Source organism: Nocardia sp. NPDC050378 (assembly GCF_040655675.1).
In the GTDB taxonomy this organism is placed as follows: Bacteria; Actinomycetota; Actinomycetes; order Mycobacteriales; family Mycobacteriaceae; genus Nocardia; species Nocardia coubleae.
On record NZ_JBFAKI010000003.1, the window covers coordinates 13082 to 28893 of the forward strand.

A 15812-nucleotide genomic window follows, 5' to 3' on the forward strand; every position below is an offset into this window, starting at 1 on the left:
CCCCGGATACCCTGCCGATTCCCGGCAACCGCCGGGTAACGTTGCGGGTACACCCCACCTTGCTGCTTCGAAAGGCTGCCCAGGATGCCCCGGCAAACGCAGATCGGTTTGATGAGCCACGCGGAACTCGTGTCCGAGCACGAGTCCCAGACCGCGAACTACGCGACGCTCAAGACCGAGAAGCTCACGCTGGACCTCACCCGAGGTAAGCCGTCACCAGAGCAGCTGGACCTCTCTTCGCCCCTGCTGGCCCTACCCGGCGACGGCGACTTCCGCGACGGCACCGGCACCGACTGCCGCAACTACGGCGGCCTCACCGGCCTGCCCGAACTGCGCGCCATCTTCGGCGAACTGCTCGGCATTCCCGTCGACCAATTGGTGGCGGGCAACAACGCCAGCCTCGAGATGATGCACGACATCATCGTCTTCTCGATGCTCTACGGCAGCCCCGACTCCCCGCGCCGCTGGGCCTCCGACGAGCCCATCAAGTGGCTGTGTCCCGCCCCCGGCTACGACCGGCACTTCGCCATCACCGAGGCGCTCGGCATCGAGATGATCACCATCCCGATGCGCCACGACGGCCCCGACACCCACGCCATCGCGCGGTTGCTGGCAAACGACCCGCAGATCAAGGGTCTGTGGGCGGTGCCGAACTACTCCAACCCCACCGGCGTTGTCTTCTCCGAAGAGATTGTGCGCGAACTGGTTTCGATGCCCGCCGCGGCACCGGACTTCCGCCTGTTCTGGGACAACGCCTACGCGGTGCACCCGCTCACCGACACCGCCGCACCCGTGCTCGACGTGCTCGGCATGGCGGCGGCGGCCGGTCACCCGAACCGGCCGCTGGTCTTCGCCTCGACCTCCAAGATCACCTTCGCCGGTGCGGGCGTGAGCTTCTTCGGTGCGTCCAAGGCCAATATCGACTGGTACCTCGACCACGCGGGCAAGAAGAGCATCGGCCCCGACAAGCTCAACCAGCTGCGCCACCTGCGGTTCTTCACCGACGCCGAAGGCGTGCGTGAGCACATGCAGAAGCATCGGCGGTTGCTCGAGCCGAAGTTCGCGCTGGTGCGCCGGATTCTCGAGGATCGGCTCGGGGCGTCGAAGGTCGCTTCGTGGACCGAGCCCAAGGGTGGGTATTTCATCAGTCTCGATGTGCTCGAGGGGACGGCGGCGCGGGTGATCGCGTTGGCCAAGGACGCGGGGATCGCGCTGACGGCCGCTGGGTCGGCGTTCCCGTACCGCAACGATCCCGAGGACAAGAACATCCGGATCGCGCCGAGTTTCCCGCAGCTGCCGGAGCTGGAGAAGGCGATGGACGGGTTGGCGACCTGTGTGTTGCTGGCCGCGACGGAGAAACTGCTCGAAGCCTGACCACGAACGAAACCCCGCGTACCCCGGCTGCCGGGATACGCGGGGTTTCGCTTATTTCTTGTGGGCCAGGGTCGCGAAGACGGTTACCGAGATGTGGGTGTGGCCTTTGGGGGCGGCCTCTCGGAGGTCGGTGAGGAGTTGGTCGCGGGCTTCGGCGGTGACGGTTCCGCGCAGGACCGCGAGGTCGGCTATGCGGTTGACCAGGGCGCCCGCGCCGATGGTGCGGTCCTGGACCAGGGCGTGGGAGCCGATTTCGTCGACGATCAGGCCCGCGTCGGTGAGGAGCCCGGCCAGTCTGCGACCGGAGAAGGGGTTGGTGGTGGAGGAGATCAGGGTGTCGATCACCGCGCGCGCCACCTCGGGGGCGCCGGGGTGGATGATGGCGGTCGCCCAGTCGGCGTCGACGACCACCGCGCGGCCGCCGGGGCGCAGGACGCGCGCGATTTCGGTCGCGGCGCGGGCGGGGGCGGTCAGGTGCTGGAAGACGCGTTCGCACAGAACAGCGTCGAAAGCGTTGTCGCCGAACGGTAATCCGTAGGCGTCGCCGGAGACGAAGGTGGCAGTGGAGCCGCGTTCGGTCGCGCGCCGGGTGGCGGAGGCGAGCAGATCCGGGTCGGGTTCCACGCCGACCGCGGTGCCACGGGGGCCGACCGCGTCGGCGAAGGTGAACACTTCCGAGCCGGTGCCGGAACCGATGTCGAGCGCGCTGTCGCCGGGCCGCAAACCGAGTCGTTCGTGGGTCCAGGCGCCGAGGGCGCGCACGCCGGGCTGTGTCACCTCCAGGTCATGGGCATCGATCAGCTGGGGTTGGCCCGCCTGATCGAAACGGTCCGGGCGTGGGGTGTAATCCGTCATTCGTACCGCCGATGTGGGTGCAGTGAAATGTGTCACGATGAATATATGACCCGAACGCTGTGCCTTGCCCAGGACGCCGAGGCCGATCAACTACTCAGCACCGACGATTTCGCCTTGCTGCTCGGCATGCTCCTGGATCAGCAGTACCCGATGGAACACGCCTTTCGGGGGCCGCAGAAACTGGCCGGGCGAATGGGCGGATTCGATCTGCGCCGTATCGCCGAGGCCGACCCGGCCGAATTCGAGGAACTCGCCGCCACCCCGCCCGCCATCCACCGGTACGGCCGCTCGATGGCCCGGCGCGCGCAGGCGCTCGCCAACTACATCATCGAGCACTACGACGGCGTACCAGCGAAGATCTGGACCGAGGGTGACCCCGACGGCAAGGAAGTGCTGCGCCGGTTGCAGGACCTGCCGGGCTTCGGAGCGCAGAAGGCGAAGATCTTCCTCGCCCTGCTCGGCAAACAACGCGGTGTGCAACCGCAGGGCTGGCGAAAAGCGGCGGGTGCCTACGGCGACGAGGGCTCGCGCCGTTCGGTCGCCGACGTCGTGGATGCCGAAACCCTCGCCGAAGTAAGGGAATTCAAGAAACAAGCGAAAGCGGCGGCCAAAGCGGCCGAGTGAATTCGGCGATTGCGATCTCGGTGCGTTTATTCCTCGTCAGGCAAACGCGTTTACCGGAAGCTTTCCGGCATGAAGATGAGGAAGTTCGCCGTGGTTGCGGCACTGTTGACCGTGGCGACCGGGGTCACCGCGGGCACCGTCAACGCGGCGCCCGAGCAAGCAGCACCGATCAACTACACCGCCGAGGTCGTCGACGAGTCGAGGGCCGTCGTCACCACCGATGCCGGATCGCTGGTCACCGAGGACGGTGCGTTCAAGATCAAAGCGGCCGATGGAACCACCGTCGCGGCCACCCCGCTGACGTTCCGGCTCGACGAGTTCGAGTTGCCGATCGCCGCCGAGATCTCGGGCAACACCGCCACCCTCACCCCGCAGCTCGACCCGGCCAAGGCCGTGTACAAGCCGGTCGCCCTGCCGTACGAGGACAAGGCGCCCTGGAAGTCGGAGTACGAGCGTGAGCAGGCGGCCTGGTCGCGCCTGACCTCGACGATCTCGATGGGCGCGACCATCGGCACCCTGGTCGGCGGGCTCGGCGGGGCCGCCGCCGGTTGCATCGCGGGCGCGGCGCTCGGCCTCGTCGCCACCGGTGCGCTGCTCACCCTGTTCGGCCTCGGCCCGCTGGGTGGGTGCGTCGCGGGTGCGGCCGCCGTCGGCTTCCTCGGCGTGATCGCCGGACAGCTGTTCGTCACCGGCCCGGTAGCCGTCGCCGCCGCGATCCAGTACTTCACCACCATCAACCAGCCCTTCACGCCACCGGCCAAGTAGGCCGCCCGCGCGCGAACCCCTCCCGGCGTCCTCGGGAGGGGTTCGTGCTGTGTCACAGCATCATTGCGCCTTCCGCCGCACCGCGTTGACCTGGTGATTTGCTGTGTGTCACCACACAATTCGCCGGTCGGTCTTGGATGGGGGCCGATTCGGTGTTAATTTGATTGTTATGTCCGGCAACCATCACTCCGCCCCGCGGGTCACCTACGTGACCGCCGCGCTGGGTCTGCGGTTGCCGTTGACGCGCGAACTGTGTCGTTCCTGCCGCTGCAGCTGAGCCTGTCGGGCTCGCGAGCTGCCACACCCCTCGTGTAGGCAAACCCGTTGGTGAAACGGGATTTTCGGCAAGGAACTGCATATGTCTGCCCCCATTCTCGACCGCCCGATTTCGCGGGTGGTCACCGGTCGTCCCCGCGTTTCGCGTCCCGTCGTCGCCCCTGAGCTGCGGCGCAGCGACAACCCCGCCGCCGCCGTGTTGCGCGCCGCTGTCGGCGGCCCGATCTCCCGCGACAATGCCGCCCGGGCAACGGGTTTGAGTATCGCGACGGTGAACCGCCAAGTGGCCGCGCTGCTTTCGGCCGGTCTGCTGCGTGAACGCGCCGATCTCACCGCCGCCGGTGCGGTCGGACGGCCACGGGTGCCGTTCGAGATCGACCACGACGCCTACCTCACCATCGGCATCCACATCGGCGCCGCAGCGACGAAAATCGTGGCCGCCGACCTGCGCGGCCGCATCCTCGGTGGGCTTGCCATCGCGACACCGCAGACCGGACAGGACTTCGCCGTCACCACGGTCGCCCGCAGCGCCAAGGCTTTCCTGCAGCGCTGGCACCGGCGCACCCCGCTGTGGGCAGGCGTCGCCATCGGCGGGCGGGTCGACACGCACACCGGTGTGGTCGACCATCCGAAACTGGCGTGGCAGGGCGCACCGCTCGGCCAGGTCCTCGGCGACGTGCTCGAGCTGCCGGTTTCCGTCGCACCCCACGTGGAAGCGATGGCCGCCTCGGAACTGCTGCTGCCGACCTTCGACGCGCGCGGCCCGGAACAGCCCGCCGACCAGCCCGGCAGCAGCCTGTACTTCTACGTCCGCGAGACGGCGGGCATCGCCGTCACCCTCGACGGGCGGGTGCACACCCCGAGCAACGGCCCGGGTTCCATCGCGCACCTGCCCACCGGTTCGGACGTGCAGTGCACCTGCGGCAGGCGCGGCTGCTTGGAAGTGACCGTCGGTGATCGGGCGCTGCAGGCGCGTGCGGTCGGGCGCGGAATCATCCCGGCGCACAACGGAACCGCGGGCACCACCATCGCCGACCTGTACCGGGCCGCCGAGTCCGGTTCCGAGGGCGCCCGCGAGCTGCTCGCCGAACGCGCGACCATGCTCGGCCAGACGGTCGCCCTGGTCCGCGACATGCTCAACCCGGACCGGGTTGTCCTCGGCGGACAGGCCTTCACCGGCTACCGCCCGGCCCTCGGCCACGTGGCCCGCGCGTTCACCCAGAGCACCCAGCTGCCCCCGACCGACATCCGGGTCAGCGGATTCGGCGGCAAGGTCCAGGAATTCGCCGCCGTCGTCACCTCGCTCAGCGCGTTGTACGCCGACCCGCTGGCCGCACTACGTCGGGTGTAGCTACTTACACGCACCTTCCAATGCGGTGATGAAGAACGGGAACTGGGAGGCGAAGCGGTGCAGGTTGCGGTCGCGGTCGTAGCCGGCGAACCAGTACAGGCCGGGTTGGGAATCGGCGGACGGGTCCATATCGCGGAAGGTGCGGATCCAGTTGTCGGCGCGACCGCTGATCACCGTGTAGGGCAGGGCGCGGGAGAAGATCGTCTCCTGATCGATCGGTGGGATGCGGTCGCGTGACACCGAGTCGAGTCCGCGTCCCATCGCCTTGATCCGGCCGACCACGGTGTCACCCAGGGTGGTTCGGGTCGGCAGGTAGTTCGGCAGCACGACCGCGGCCACCCCGGCCAGCAGGATCGCCACGCCGACCAGGGCGTGCCCGGCGGTCAAGGCCAGGGCGACGGTGGTCGCGGCACCCACGGCGATCAGCGCAGCGCCGATCCAGCGGGGCAGCATCCGCTGCTTCGGGTCGGCCAGCGCACCGGTCGATACCGCGTCGCGGCGCATGGCCTCGCGGATCGGGTCCAGTTGCAGGCGGCCGGGCGCGCGCAGCTCGCGCACGGCGACGGTGTCGGTGCCCTCGGGCAGCAACATGTCGTAGACGACCCGCTCGTACTCGCGCAGCTGGTCGTCGGGCGCGTTGACACGGCTGATCCGCCAGTCGTCCTCGCCGCGCGCGTTCACCGGGGCGATCCACAGGTAGCGGCGCACCGCCAGGTCGACGACGGTGGCGGCGATGTCGACCGGGTCGACGTGCTCGTCGAGCAGCAGACCCGCCTCGCCGGGCAGGACACCGTCGGGGGAGGTGAATTCCATCCGGTCACCGGTGGTGACGAGCGGGTCGAACGTGTCGCTGGTGGCGCGGGCCGTCGCACCGCGCTTGCGGGCGGTGAGCACGTAGGCGATCATCCCGGCCAGTGCCAGCAGCAGGGCGCCGAAGGCGGCGAGGACCGGGGTGGTGAAGGCAAAGAAGTTGTTCGAATCACCGTCGCGCACATCGGCATTGGCGGGCACCGTGCCGGGGGGCATCTGCAGGGTGAGGTCGATCGCGTCGCCCTTGCGCAGGTCGGTCTGGCTCAGATACAGCACACCGTCGGGTTCGACGTGCACCTCGGCGCACGGGCGCGCACTGCCCGCGGGGCCCAATTTGCAGTCGACGATGCCCATTTGGAAGCTCGGGCTGATCACCGACACATCGAGGGAGGCGATGTCGGCGTTGAGCACGCCGAGCCAGTGGAACATCTGCGTGCCCGGGGCGTCGGCGACGGTGTTGTGCACCGTATACGTGAACTTGGATTCACCGGGCTTGGCCTCCACGACGAACTGGTCGTCGACGGTGGTCGCGGTGCCGGCCCCGGTCGCGGACACATCGGTGACCTTGAACACCCGCTCCACACCGTCGCCCAGGCCGAGTCGCAGCGGCAGCGACATCGTGAAGTTCCCGTCGGCGGGCACCGCGACGGTTTCGACGACCTGCAGCACGCCTGTCTCGGTCAAGGTGAGATCGGCGGTGATCGACACGCCCGCGGGCTGCGTGTGGGCTACCGGAGCGGCCGCGAGCAGGCCCGCCGAAGCGAGCAGCAGCGCGCCCGCGGCGCCCCCCCGAAAAGTCAGCATGGCTGCCTACTCTAGACAGCTTGCTATCCTGCGTCAGCGGCTGTCGGCGACGAACTAGACGAGGGGGTACGGGGGACGTGAACCAACCACCGTACGGCTACGGCCCATACGGGCCTGGTGGACGACCGGTTCCGCCACCCCCTGGCTATGGCCGCGCCCCGGGTTATCGCCCGCAACAGGGCTACGGTCCGCCCGGATACCCACCGCCGCAAGGGTATCCACAGCAGCGTCCGGCCTACGGACCGCCGCCGGGCTACCGTCCGCCGCCGATGCCCTACGGGCCACCGGGCAGGCCGACCCCGCCGCCACGCAAGCGACGAGGCGGTTTCACCTCGCTGATGTTGGTGGTGATTTTCCTCGTCGTCGGTGGTCTGGTGAAGTTCGCCGTGAACAAGGGCGTCGATATCGGCATCGACGCGTTCGGCCCGAGACCGACCACCACCTACACGCCGCAACCCGGGAGCGCGCCCGCCAAGACCGGTGACAACCCGCTGGTCATCGATGCCGACGGCTCACTGGTGCCCGCCTCCTGCGACTACGCGCCGTGGGGCGCCCAGGTCGACAAGGCCCGCAAATTCTTCGAATCCGCCGCGGGCTGTCTGGAAGCGGCGTGGAAGCCGTTGATGGCCGCCAACGGGCTGCCTTTCGAGTCGCCGACGCTGAGCATCACCGCGAGCACCGACGGCATCACCACCCCGTGCACCGGCTCCACCAGCAACTTCGCCGCCTTCTACTGCGCGGCGAACAAGACCATCTACATGCCGATCAGCCAGTTGCAGACCGATCAGTTCCGCGACAACTGGGTGGTGTACCTGTCGGTGTTCGCGCACGAATACGGGCACCACATCCAGGCGCAGTCCGGGATTCTGCGCAAGGCCAACAGCGAACGGGTCGACGCGGGGGCGCGCTCGGCCAAGGGACTCGAGCTGTCACGCCGAGTCGAGTTGCAGGCCAATTGTTTCGACGCCATGTTCATCGCCGCGTCCAAGGGCGGCGGTTCGCTGTCGTCGGACCAGGTCACCCTCGCCACCCGCGATTCCTACGGGCGCGGCGACCGGCCGGGCGACATGCGCGACCACGGCACCGCCGACAACGGCGGCAAGTGGTTCGAAGCCGGGCTGGAAAACCTGACGCCGCAGTGCAATACCTTCATCGCGGCGGCCGGCGACGTGAGCTGAGTCAGCCGCGAGCGTCCTTGGCCAGCGCGCGCAGGCCACGTTTGCCCGGGGCGGGCAGGTCGTCGCCGGTGTCGGCGAGCCATTCCGCGGTGACCAGCCAGCGGCGCTGGGCGTGCGCGTCGGCCACATCGAAGAACACGCGGCGGCCTCGATCGTCGCGCAGGTCGCGCGACAGTGCCGCCCAGCTCGGGGCGCGGCCCTTGTCGATGGTGTGCTCGGCGACGAAACCCGCGACCATCTTCCCGATCATGTTCACCGGCTTCTGTGACACCCGGTTGCCGTATTTCGTTGTGTGCCAACGGCGGGCGGGACACAGCGAACCCGGGCTCGCGTTGGAGGCGATCCAGCCGGCGCGCTGCGCGCGTTCGATGAGCCACAGGTGTTTCACGGCGGTCGGTGCGATCGCACCGACCCGGTCGGCGATGAGTTCGGTGACCTGGGGGTCGGCGAGGATATCGCGGCGGGTGGGGCCGATGCCGTGCTCGGTCCAGTGCGCGGCCGCGAGCCTGGCCAGAATGCGGCCGAACTCGTCGATGCTGCGTTGTGCCCGCCGGCCGAGCCGTTCGATCCGTTCGGCCTCGCGCCGCATCTCGTTCTGCGCGGTGAGGGTGCGGATCGCGGCCATTGTCGGCACCTGCCCGCGTTCGAGCAGCTGCAGGATGGCGGCGGCGGTGGCCGGGTCGGCGGCTGCCGCGACGGGTAAGGAGTCGCGTTTGATGTCGAAGTCTTGGGGGCTGATCGCCCGGCTCAGCAGTCCGACCGCGGCGTGATCGCCCGCGAACTCGGTGTGGGCCAGCCAGGCGGCTGCGATGTCATCACACGACAGCACGATGAAACGTTCCTCCGGTCGGTGCGGTGGGGGAGCGATCGGTGCGTGAAGGTTGTGCCCCGGTCGGGATGAGGGACCGGCCGGGGTCACCAACCTGATGAAGGTTTGGCCACCGAAGTTGCCGATAACCACGGTAGCCAGCCGCTTGCGCCGCTGTCACGACGGTTCACGGTTTCGTTACATCTGGAAACGGGTCGATATTCGGGGACGGGGTACGGAATTACGCGACAACCAGGATCGACGAAATCATCCTGTCGTGATTCGCCCAATCGAGAACCCTCGATAACCGGTCAGTTGCACCCACCGTGCCCGCTATGCGGCCAGGAGTTGAACCTTTAACCACCATGTGATCTACAACACATGTAACTCGCTGTACCGCTATGCCTTTCGGCTCCAGCTCTGCGGCGCCAGCCGGGATGTCACACCGCACCGGTAGCCTTTGGGCCGTGGCTCTGTACCGGAAATATCGACCGGCGACATTCGCTGAGGTAGTGGGTCAGGAGCACGTCACCGACCCGCTGAGTACAGCGCTGGACACCGGCCGCATCAGCCATGCGTACCTGTTCTCCGGGCCGCGTGGCTGCGGCAAGACGTCCTCGGCGCGCATCCTCGCCCGCTCGCTCAACTGTGTCCAGGGTCCTACCTCACGGCCGTGTGGCACCTGCGCGTCCTGCGTGGCGCTCGGGCCGGGTGGGTCCGGCAATCTCGACGTCATCGAGCTCGACGCGGCCAGCCACGGCGGTGTCGACGACACCCGTGAGCTGCGCGATCGCGCGTTCTACGCGCCCGCCGAGTCGCGCTATCGCGTGTTCATCGTCGACGAGGCGCACATGGTCACCACGGCCGGTTTCAACGCGCTGCTCAAGATCGTCGAGGAACCGCCCGCCCATCTGATCTTCATCTTCGCCACCACCGAACCCGACAAGGTGTTGCCGACCATCCGGTCGCGCACCCACCACTACCCGTTCCGGTTGCTGCCGCCCGCGACCATGCGCGGACTGCTCGGCAAGATCTGCGAGCAGGAGCACGTGCCGGTGGAGGAGGCGGTGTATCCGCTGGTCATCCGGGCCGGTGGGGGTTCACCGCGCGACAGCCTGAGCGTGCTCGACCAGCTGCTCGCCGGTGCCGGGCCAGAGGGTGTCACCTATCCGCGCGCGGTTTCGCTGCTCGGCGTCACCGATGTGGCGCTGATCGACCACGCCGTCGACGCGCTCGCCACCGACGACGGCGCTGCCCTGTTCGGCACGATCGACCAGGTGATGGAGGCCGGGCACGACCCCCGCCGATTCGCCGTCGACCTGCTCGAACGCCTGCGCGACCTGATCCTGCTCCGCGCGGTCCCCGATGCCGCCGAGCGCGGCCTCGTCGCGGGCCCCGGCGACGTGCTCGAGCGCATGCGCGACCAGGCCACTCGCATCGGCCCCGCCACCCTCACCCGCTACGCCGAACTCCTCCACGAGGGCCTCGGCGAAATGCGCGGCGCCACCGCTCCCCGCCTCCTGCTCGAGGTCATCTGCGCCCGTATGCTCCTGCCGTCGGTCTCCGACACCGAATCCGCCACCCTCCAGCGCCTCGAGCGCCTGGAGCGCGGATTCGCGGGCGGAGCAGTCCCGCCCGTCCGCCCCACCGGCGACACCCCCGCCCGCCCAGCCGGTGACACCCCCGCCCGCCCCCCGGCCGACGCCCCCGGCCCGGCCTCGCCGAGTGCACAAGGTTCGAGCGCCGAGGGCCGCCGCCGAGCAGCGGAAATCCTCGCCGCCGCCAAGGCGGAAAAGGAAGCCGCAGCACGGAAGTCGGGTGTCTCGGGCGCTGAGGGCGCCACTGCCCACGCACCCGATGCCGCGGCCGCCGAAGACGCCCGCTCGCACGCATCCGGCGCGAGCATTGGCGATGATCGCGCGTCGCATCCGCAGGACTCTGCCGCCGCTCAGGAAAGCGGCGGGCGCAATCCGGATTCGGGGCCGCGGGCACGGGCGGATGATCGTGTGCCGCATCCGCAGGACTCTGCCGCCGCTCAGGAAAGTGCCCTGCGCAATGCGGTTTCGCGACCGCAGGCACCGGCGCAAGAGCCTGGCGGACATGCGCAGGGTGCTGAGCAGACTTCGGCTGCACCGCAGCACCCGGCCGTCGCGCATCAGCCCCCGGCCGTCCCCCCGCCGAGCGCCTCCGAAGCGCTCGCACCTTTGGAGCGTGGCGTCGAGCAGGGCGGTGTCCCGACTCCGCCGTCTCCGGTGCCTGCCGGCCAGGACCCTCGGCGAAATGGGCCGGAAGTTCCCTCGCCGCAGGGTGATTCGCGCGGTCATGAGGGAAGCGAGTCGGACGAAAGCTCACGGCGGGCCGACACCCGATCGGGGCCCGCTCACCTCGAAGGCGCGCCGCAGGATGATCGCGCCCGGCGAGTCCACACCCCGTCGGGGCCGAACCACGTGGGTGATGCGCCGCAGGGCGACCCTGGTCGGGTCGACGGTTCGCCGGGGTCGCCCAATGCCGGTGGCGCGGCGCAGGGCGACTCGCACCCTGGTGCAGCGGACAGCTCGATGGTCGGGTCTCGGCGAGACGATGCGTCCTCGGTGCAAGAGGGCGCGGCGCCCTCGGGTACCGCGGATCGGACCGAGATGGCAGCACCTCACGACCAGGCGGGCGCACCGACGGAAGATCTGCTCGCCCTCGTCGATGCGGCGTGGGCCGACATCAAGACGAAGGTGCGGGAGTTCGGGCTCACGTTGCACGCGTTGATGTCGGGGGCCGCGGTGTCGCGGGTGGAGGGGCAGACGATCGTTTTCGCGCATCAGAGTGCTCCGTTGGCGCAGCGACTGTCCGATCCGCGCAATATCGATTCGGTGCGGGCGGCCGTGCGGGCGGTGCTCGGGCGGGAACTGGATGTGCGCTGGGAGACCGGCGCCCCGGCGGCACGCCCGGCGCCGCAGGCCAAGAACACGGCGGGTCCGGTGGAGAGCAAGCCCGCCGCGCGGCCGCAGTTCTCGCGGCCCAGTCAGGCCAAGGGTGGGCGGGCGCGCACCGGCAAGCCCGACGACGACATTCCGCCGCCCGACTTCCCCGACTTACCCGACGACCCGGGTCCGCAGGACAGTTATGCCGTCGATCCGGCGCGTTCCGACGGCGAGTCGGCAGGCGGCCCGCGCCCCGCGCCCGGCATTCCCGCCCCGCCGACGCCGGAGGAGGAGCAGGAGATGCTGGCCGCCGCCGCGGTTCCGGTGGCCCCGGGCGACCGGCAGGACCCGGACGAGGTCGCCCTGGCGTTGCTGCGCAGCGAGCTCGGCGCAAAGTCTCTGGACGGTTGACAGCCACCGTCCATACCGCGTTAAGTTAACCGGAGTTCGCACACCACGGTAGTATGAACGGGTGGCCGGGAACTCCGGATGGGCATGGTCCTATGCTCCGCTGGTGCTTGCCGGATTTGTACGGCGTCGAAGACGATTGGTCGTGGCGTTCGTGCGGCCACCGCACCCCAAGGAAGGAAACACTCCGATATGACCACAGAGGCCTACATCTACGAGGCCATCCGCACTCCGCGCGGCCGCGGCAAGAAGAACGGCTCGCTGCACTCGGTCAAGCCGATCGATCTGACTGTTGGTCTGATCCAGGAGCTGCGTGGCCGCTTCCCCAACCTCGACGAGGACCAGATCTCGGACCTCATCCTCGGCGTGGTGACTCCCGTCGGTGACCAGGGCATGGACATCGCCCGCACCGCCGTCACCATCGCGGGTCTGCCCGACACCGTCGGCGGCTTCCAGCTCAACCGCTTCTGTGCCTCCGGCCTCGAGGCCGTGAACCTGGCTGCGCAGAAGGTGCGCTCCGGCTTCGACGACCTCGTCATCGCCGGCGGCGTCGAGTCCATGTCGCGCGTGCCGATGGGCTCCGACGGCGGCGCCTGGGCGCTCGACCCGGCCACCAACTACGACGGCTACTTCGTGCCGCAGGGCATCTCGGCCGACCTGATCGCCACCATCGAGGGCTTCTCCCGCGATGATGTCGACGCCTACGCGGTGCGTTCGCAGGAGCTGGCCGCCAAGGCCACCACCGGCGGCTACTTCGCCAAGTCGATCGTTCCGGTCAAGGACCAGAACGGCCTGATCGTGCTCGACAACGACGAGCACATGCGTCCCGGCACCACCGCCGAGGACCTGGCCAAGCTGAACCCCTCCTTCGCCGGTATCGGTGAGATGGGTGGCTTCGACGCCGTCGCGCTGCAGAAGTACACCTACATCGAGAAGATCAACCACGTCCACCACGGTGGCAACAGCTCGGGCATCGTCGACGGCGCCGCCCTGGTGCTGATCGGCTCCGAGGAAGCGGGCAAGAACTCGGGTCTGACCCCGAAGGCCCGCATCGTCGCGACCGCCACCTCCGGCGCCGACTCCACCATCATGCTGACCGGCCCCACCCCGGCCGCGAAGAAGGCCCTGGACCGTGCCGGTCTGACGATCGAGGACATGGACCTCGTCGAGATCAACGAGGCGTTCGCCTCCGTGGTGCTGAAGTTCCAGAAGGACCTGAACGTCCCGGACGAGAAGCTGAACGTCAACGGTGGCGCGATCGCCATGGGTCACCCGCTCGGTGCCACCGGCGCGATGATCACCGGCACCGTGGTCGACGAGCTGGAGCGTCGCAACGCGCGCTACGGCCTGGTCACCCTGTGCATCGGCGGCGGCATGGGTGTCGCCACCATCATCGAGCGCGTCTGATCCCCGGCCGAAACTTCTCATAGGAGAGAACGAAAAACTATGACTGACAACATCATCGGCTGGGAGAAGGACGCCGACGGCGTGGTCGTCCTCACCATCGACGACCCCAGCCAGGGCGCCAACACCATGAACGACGCGTACATCGCCTCGATGGCCGCGACCGTGGACCGCCTGGAGGCCGAGAAGGACGACATCACCGGTGTCGTGCTCACCTCCGGCAAGAAGACCTTCTTCGCCGGCGGCGATCTGAAGAACATGATGCAGGTGGGCCCGGACAACGCGCCCGAGGTCATGAAGATGCTCAACGACGTCAAGGGCCCGCTGCGCCGCCTCGAGCAGCTCGGCAAGCCGGTCGTCGCCGCCATCAACGGTGCCGCGCTCGGCGGCGGCCTCGAGATCGCGCTGGCCACCCACTACCGGGTCGCCGCCGACGTCAAGGGCTCGGCCATCGGCCTGCCCGAGGTGAGCCTCGGCCTGCTGCCCGCCGGTGGCGGCGTCACCCGCACCGTGCGCATGCTCGGTCTGCAGGGCGCGCTGATGCAGGTGCTGCTGCAGGGCCAGCGTCACCGGGTCACCAAGGCCAAGGAAATCGGCCTGATCGACGAGGTCGTGTCCTCGGTCGAGGAGCTGCTGCCCGCCGCCAAGGCGTGGATCGCGGCCAACCCGGAGGCGGCCCAGCCGTGGGACAAGAAGGGTTTCAAGATCCCCGGCGGCACCCCGTCCACCCCGGCGCTCGCGGCGAACCTGCCTGCCTTCCCGGCCAACCTGCGCAAGCAGATCAAGGGTGCGAACATGCCCGCGCCGCGTGCCATCATGGCCGCCGCGGTCGAGGGCGCGCAGGTCGACATCGACAACGCGTCGCTGATCGAGTCGCGCTACTTCGTGAACCTGCTCACCGGGCCGGTCGCGAAGAACATGATCCAGGCGTTCTTCTTCGACCTGAACAGCATCAACAACGGTGGTTCGCGTCCCAAGGACGTGCCCAAGCGTGAGATCAAGAAGATCGGCGTCATCGGCGCGGGCATGATGGGCGCGGGCATCGCCTACGTCTCGGCCAAGGCCGGGTACGAGGTCGTCCTCAAGGACGTCGAGCTCGCCAACGCCGAGAAGGGCAAGGCGTACTCGGAGGCCATCGAGAAGAAGGCCCTCTCCCGTGGCAAGACCACCCAGGAGAAGTCCGACGCGCTGCTGGCCCGCATCACCCCGACCGCGGACGCCGCCGACTTCAAGGGCGTCGACTTCGTGATCGAGGCCGTGTTCGAGAACCCCGACCTCAAGAACAAGGTGTTCCAGGAGATCGAGGACATCGTCGATCCCGACGCGCTGCTCGGCTCCAACACCTCCACCCTGCCCATCACCCTGCTGTCGGAGGGTGTGAAGCGGTCCGAGGACTTCATCGGTATCCACTTCTTCTCCCCCGTGGACAAGATGCCGCTGGTGGAGATCATCAAGGGCGAGAACACCTCCGACGAGGCGCTGGCCCGGGTGTACGACTACACCCTCGCCATCAAGAAGACCCCGATCGTCGTCAACGACAGCCGTGGCTTCTTCACCTCGCGCGTGATCGGCACCTTCATCAACGAGGCCATCTCCATGGTCGCCGAGGGCATCGACCCCTCGACGGTCGAGCAGGCCGGTCTGCAGGCGGGCTACCCGGCCGCGCCGCTGAAGCTCAGCGACGAGCTGAACTTCACCACCATGCAGAAGATCTACAAGGAGACCGCCGACGCCATCAAGGCCGCTGGTCAGGATCTGAACGCCGCCGCGGAGACCACCGCTGCCGTGCTCGACAAGATGGTCGGCGAGTTCGACCGCAAGGGCAAGGCGGGCGGCGCCGGCTTCTACGACTACGTCGACGGCAAGGCTGTGGGCCTGTGGAGCGAGCTGCGTTCGCTGTACAACTCCCAGCGTGAGCTCCCGGAGGGTGTCACCTTCCAGGACCTCAAGGACCGGATGATGTTCGCGGAGGCCATCGAGACCCAGAAGTGCTTCGACGAAGGCGTGCTCACCAGCACCGCCGACGCGAACATCGGCTCGATCTTCGGCATCGGCTTCCCGGCCTGGTCGGGCGGCTCGCACCAGTTCATCGTCGGCTACCCCGGTGGCCAGGAGGCCTTCGTGGCCCGCGCCGACGAACTGGCCAAGAAGTTCGGCCCCCGCTTCGAGGTCCCGGCCTCCCTGCGCAAGTAGTAACCACCAGCGCCCCACCCCGGCGCTGCTGACCCGACAGCCCCGCCTCG

General features: G+C 68.6%; 11 protein-coding genes. 8 read left to right on the top strand and 3 right to left on the bottom strand.

Annotation, left to right across the window (positions count from 1 at the left end; all coding sequences use genetic code 11):
• Positions 1–84 precede the first annotated feature (84 nt).
• The gene (locus AB0I35_RS07790; RefSeq protein WP_357395060.1) at positions 85–1374 is read left to right on the top strand and encodes an aminotransferase class I/II-fold pyridoxal phosphate-dependent enzyme; all 1290 of its coding nucleotides are present in this window, start codon (positions 85–87) and stop codon (positions 1372–1374) included.
• Positions 1375–1425: 51 nt separating this feature from the next.
• Here the strand turns inward: AB0I35_RS07790 and AB0I35_RS07795 are convergent, their stop codons facing one another.
• Positions 1426–2229, bottom strand: coding sequence for a methyltransferase domain-containing protein (locus AB0I35_RS07795; protein WP_357395061.1), 804 nt, complete (start codon positions 2227–2229; stop codon positions 1426–1428).
• A gap of 45 nt (positions 2230–2274) precedes the next feature.
• On the opposite strand from AB0I35_RS07795, the gene AB0I35_RS07800 reads away from it, so the two are divergent.
• The 3 genes from AB0I35_RS07800 (at position 2275) to AB0I35_RS07810 (ending at position 5245) form a co-directional block, all read left to right on the top strand.
• On the top strand, positions 2275–2853 hold the full coding sequence (locus tag AB0I35_RS07800; RefSeq protein WP_357395063.1) for an HhH-GPD-type base excision DNA repair protein: 579 nt from the start codon (positions 2275–2277) through the stop codon (positions 2851–2853).
• A gap of 69 nt (positions 2854–2922) precedes the next feature.
• Positions 2923–3618: a hypothetical protein gene (locus AB0I35_RS07805; protein WP_357150919.1), complete on the top strand. Its 696-nt coding sequence runs from the start codon at positions 2923–2925 to the stop codon at positions 3616–3618.
• A 358-nt stretch (positions 3619–3976) separates the two neighbouring features.
• Positions 3977–5245, top strand: a complete 1269-nt coding sequence (locus AB0I35_RS07810; protein ID WP_357150921.1) for an ROK family protein — start codon at positions 3977–3979, stop codon at positions 5243–5245.
• Here the strand turns inward: AB0I35_RS07810 and AB0I35_RS07815 are convergent, their stop codons facing one another.
• Complete coding sequence (locus AB0I35_RS07815; RefSeq protein ID WP_357150923.1) at positions 5246–6859, bottom strand: DUF2207 domain-containing protein; 1614 nt, start codon at positions 6857–6859, stop codon at positions 5246–5248. It abuts the gene before it with no gap.
• 269 nt (positions 6860–7128) lie between these two features.
• Between AB0I35_RS07815 and AB0I35_RS07820 the strand changes: the two genes are divergently transcribed.
• A complete protein-coding gene (locus AB0I35_RS07820) occupies positions 7129–8037 on the top strand; it encodes a neutral zinc metallopeptidase (protein WP_357395064.1) in 909 nt (302 codons plus the stop codon).
• A 1-nt stretch (position 8038) separates the two neighbouring features.
• Here the strand turns inward: AB0I35_RS07820 and AB0I35_RS07825 are convergent, their stop codons facing one another.
• The gene (locus AB0I35_RS07825) at positions 8039–8866 is read right to left on the bottom strand and encodes a hypothetical protein (protein ID WP_357395065.1); all 828 of its coding nucleotides are present in this window, start codon (positions 8864–8866) and stop codon (positions 8039–8041) included.
• A 446-nt stretch (positions 8867–9312) separates the two neighbouring features.
• On the opposite strand from AB0I35_RS07825, the gene AB0I35_RS07830 reads away from it, so the two are divergent.
• The 3 genes from AB0I35_RS07830 (at position 9313) to AB0I35_RS07840 (ending at position 15762) form a co-directional block, all read left to right on the top strand.
• A complete protein-coding gene (locus AB0I35_RS07830) occupies positions 9313–12168 on the top strand; it encodes a DNA polymerase III subunit gamma and tau (protein ID WP_357395067.1) in 2856 nt (951 codons plus the stop codon).
• 189 nt (positions 12169–12357) lie between these two features.
• Positions 12358–13572 (top strand): acetyl-CoA C-acetyltransferase, encoded by a 1215-nt coding sequence (locus AB0I35_RS07835; RefSeq protein WP_357395068.1) that lies wholly within the window; start codon positions 12358–12360, stop codon positions 13570–13572.
• 39 nt (positions 13573–13611) lie between these two features.
• The gene (locus tag AB0I35_RS07840; RefSeq protein WP_357395069.1) at positions 13612–15762 is read left to right on the top strand and encodes a 3-hydroxyacyl-CoA dehydrogenase NAD-binding domain-containing protein; all 2151 of its coding nucleotides are present in this window, start codon (positions 13612–13614) and stop codon (positions 15760–15762) included.
• The last annotated feature ends 50 nt before the right edge of the window (positions 15763–15812 follow it).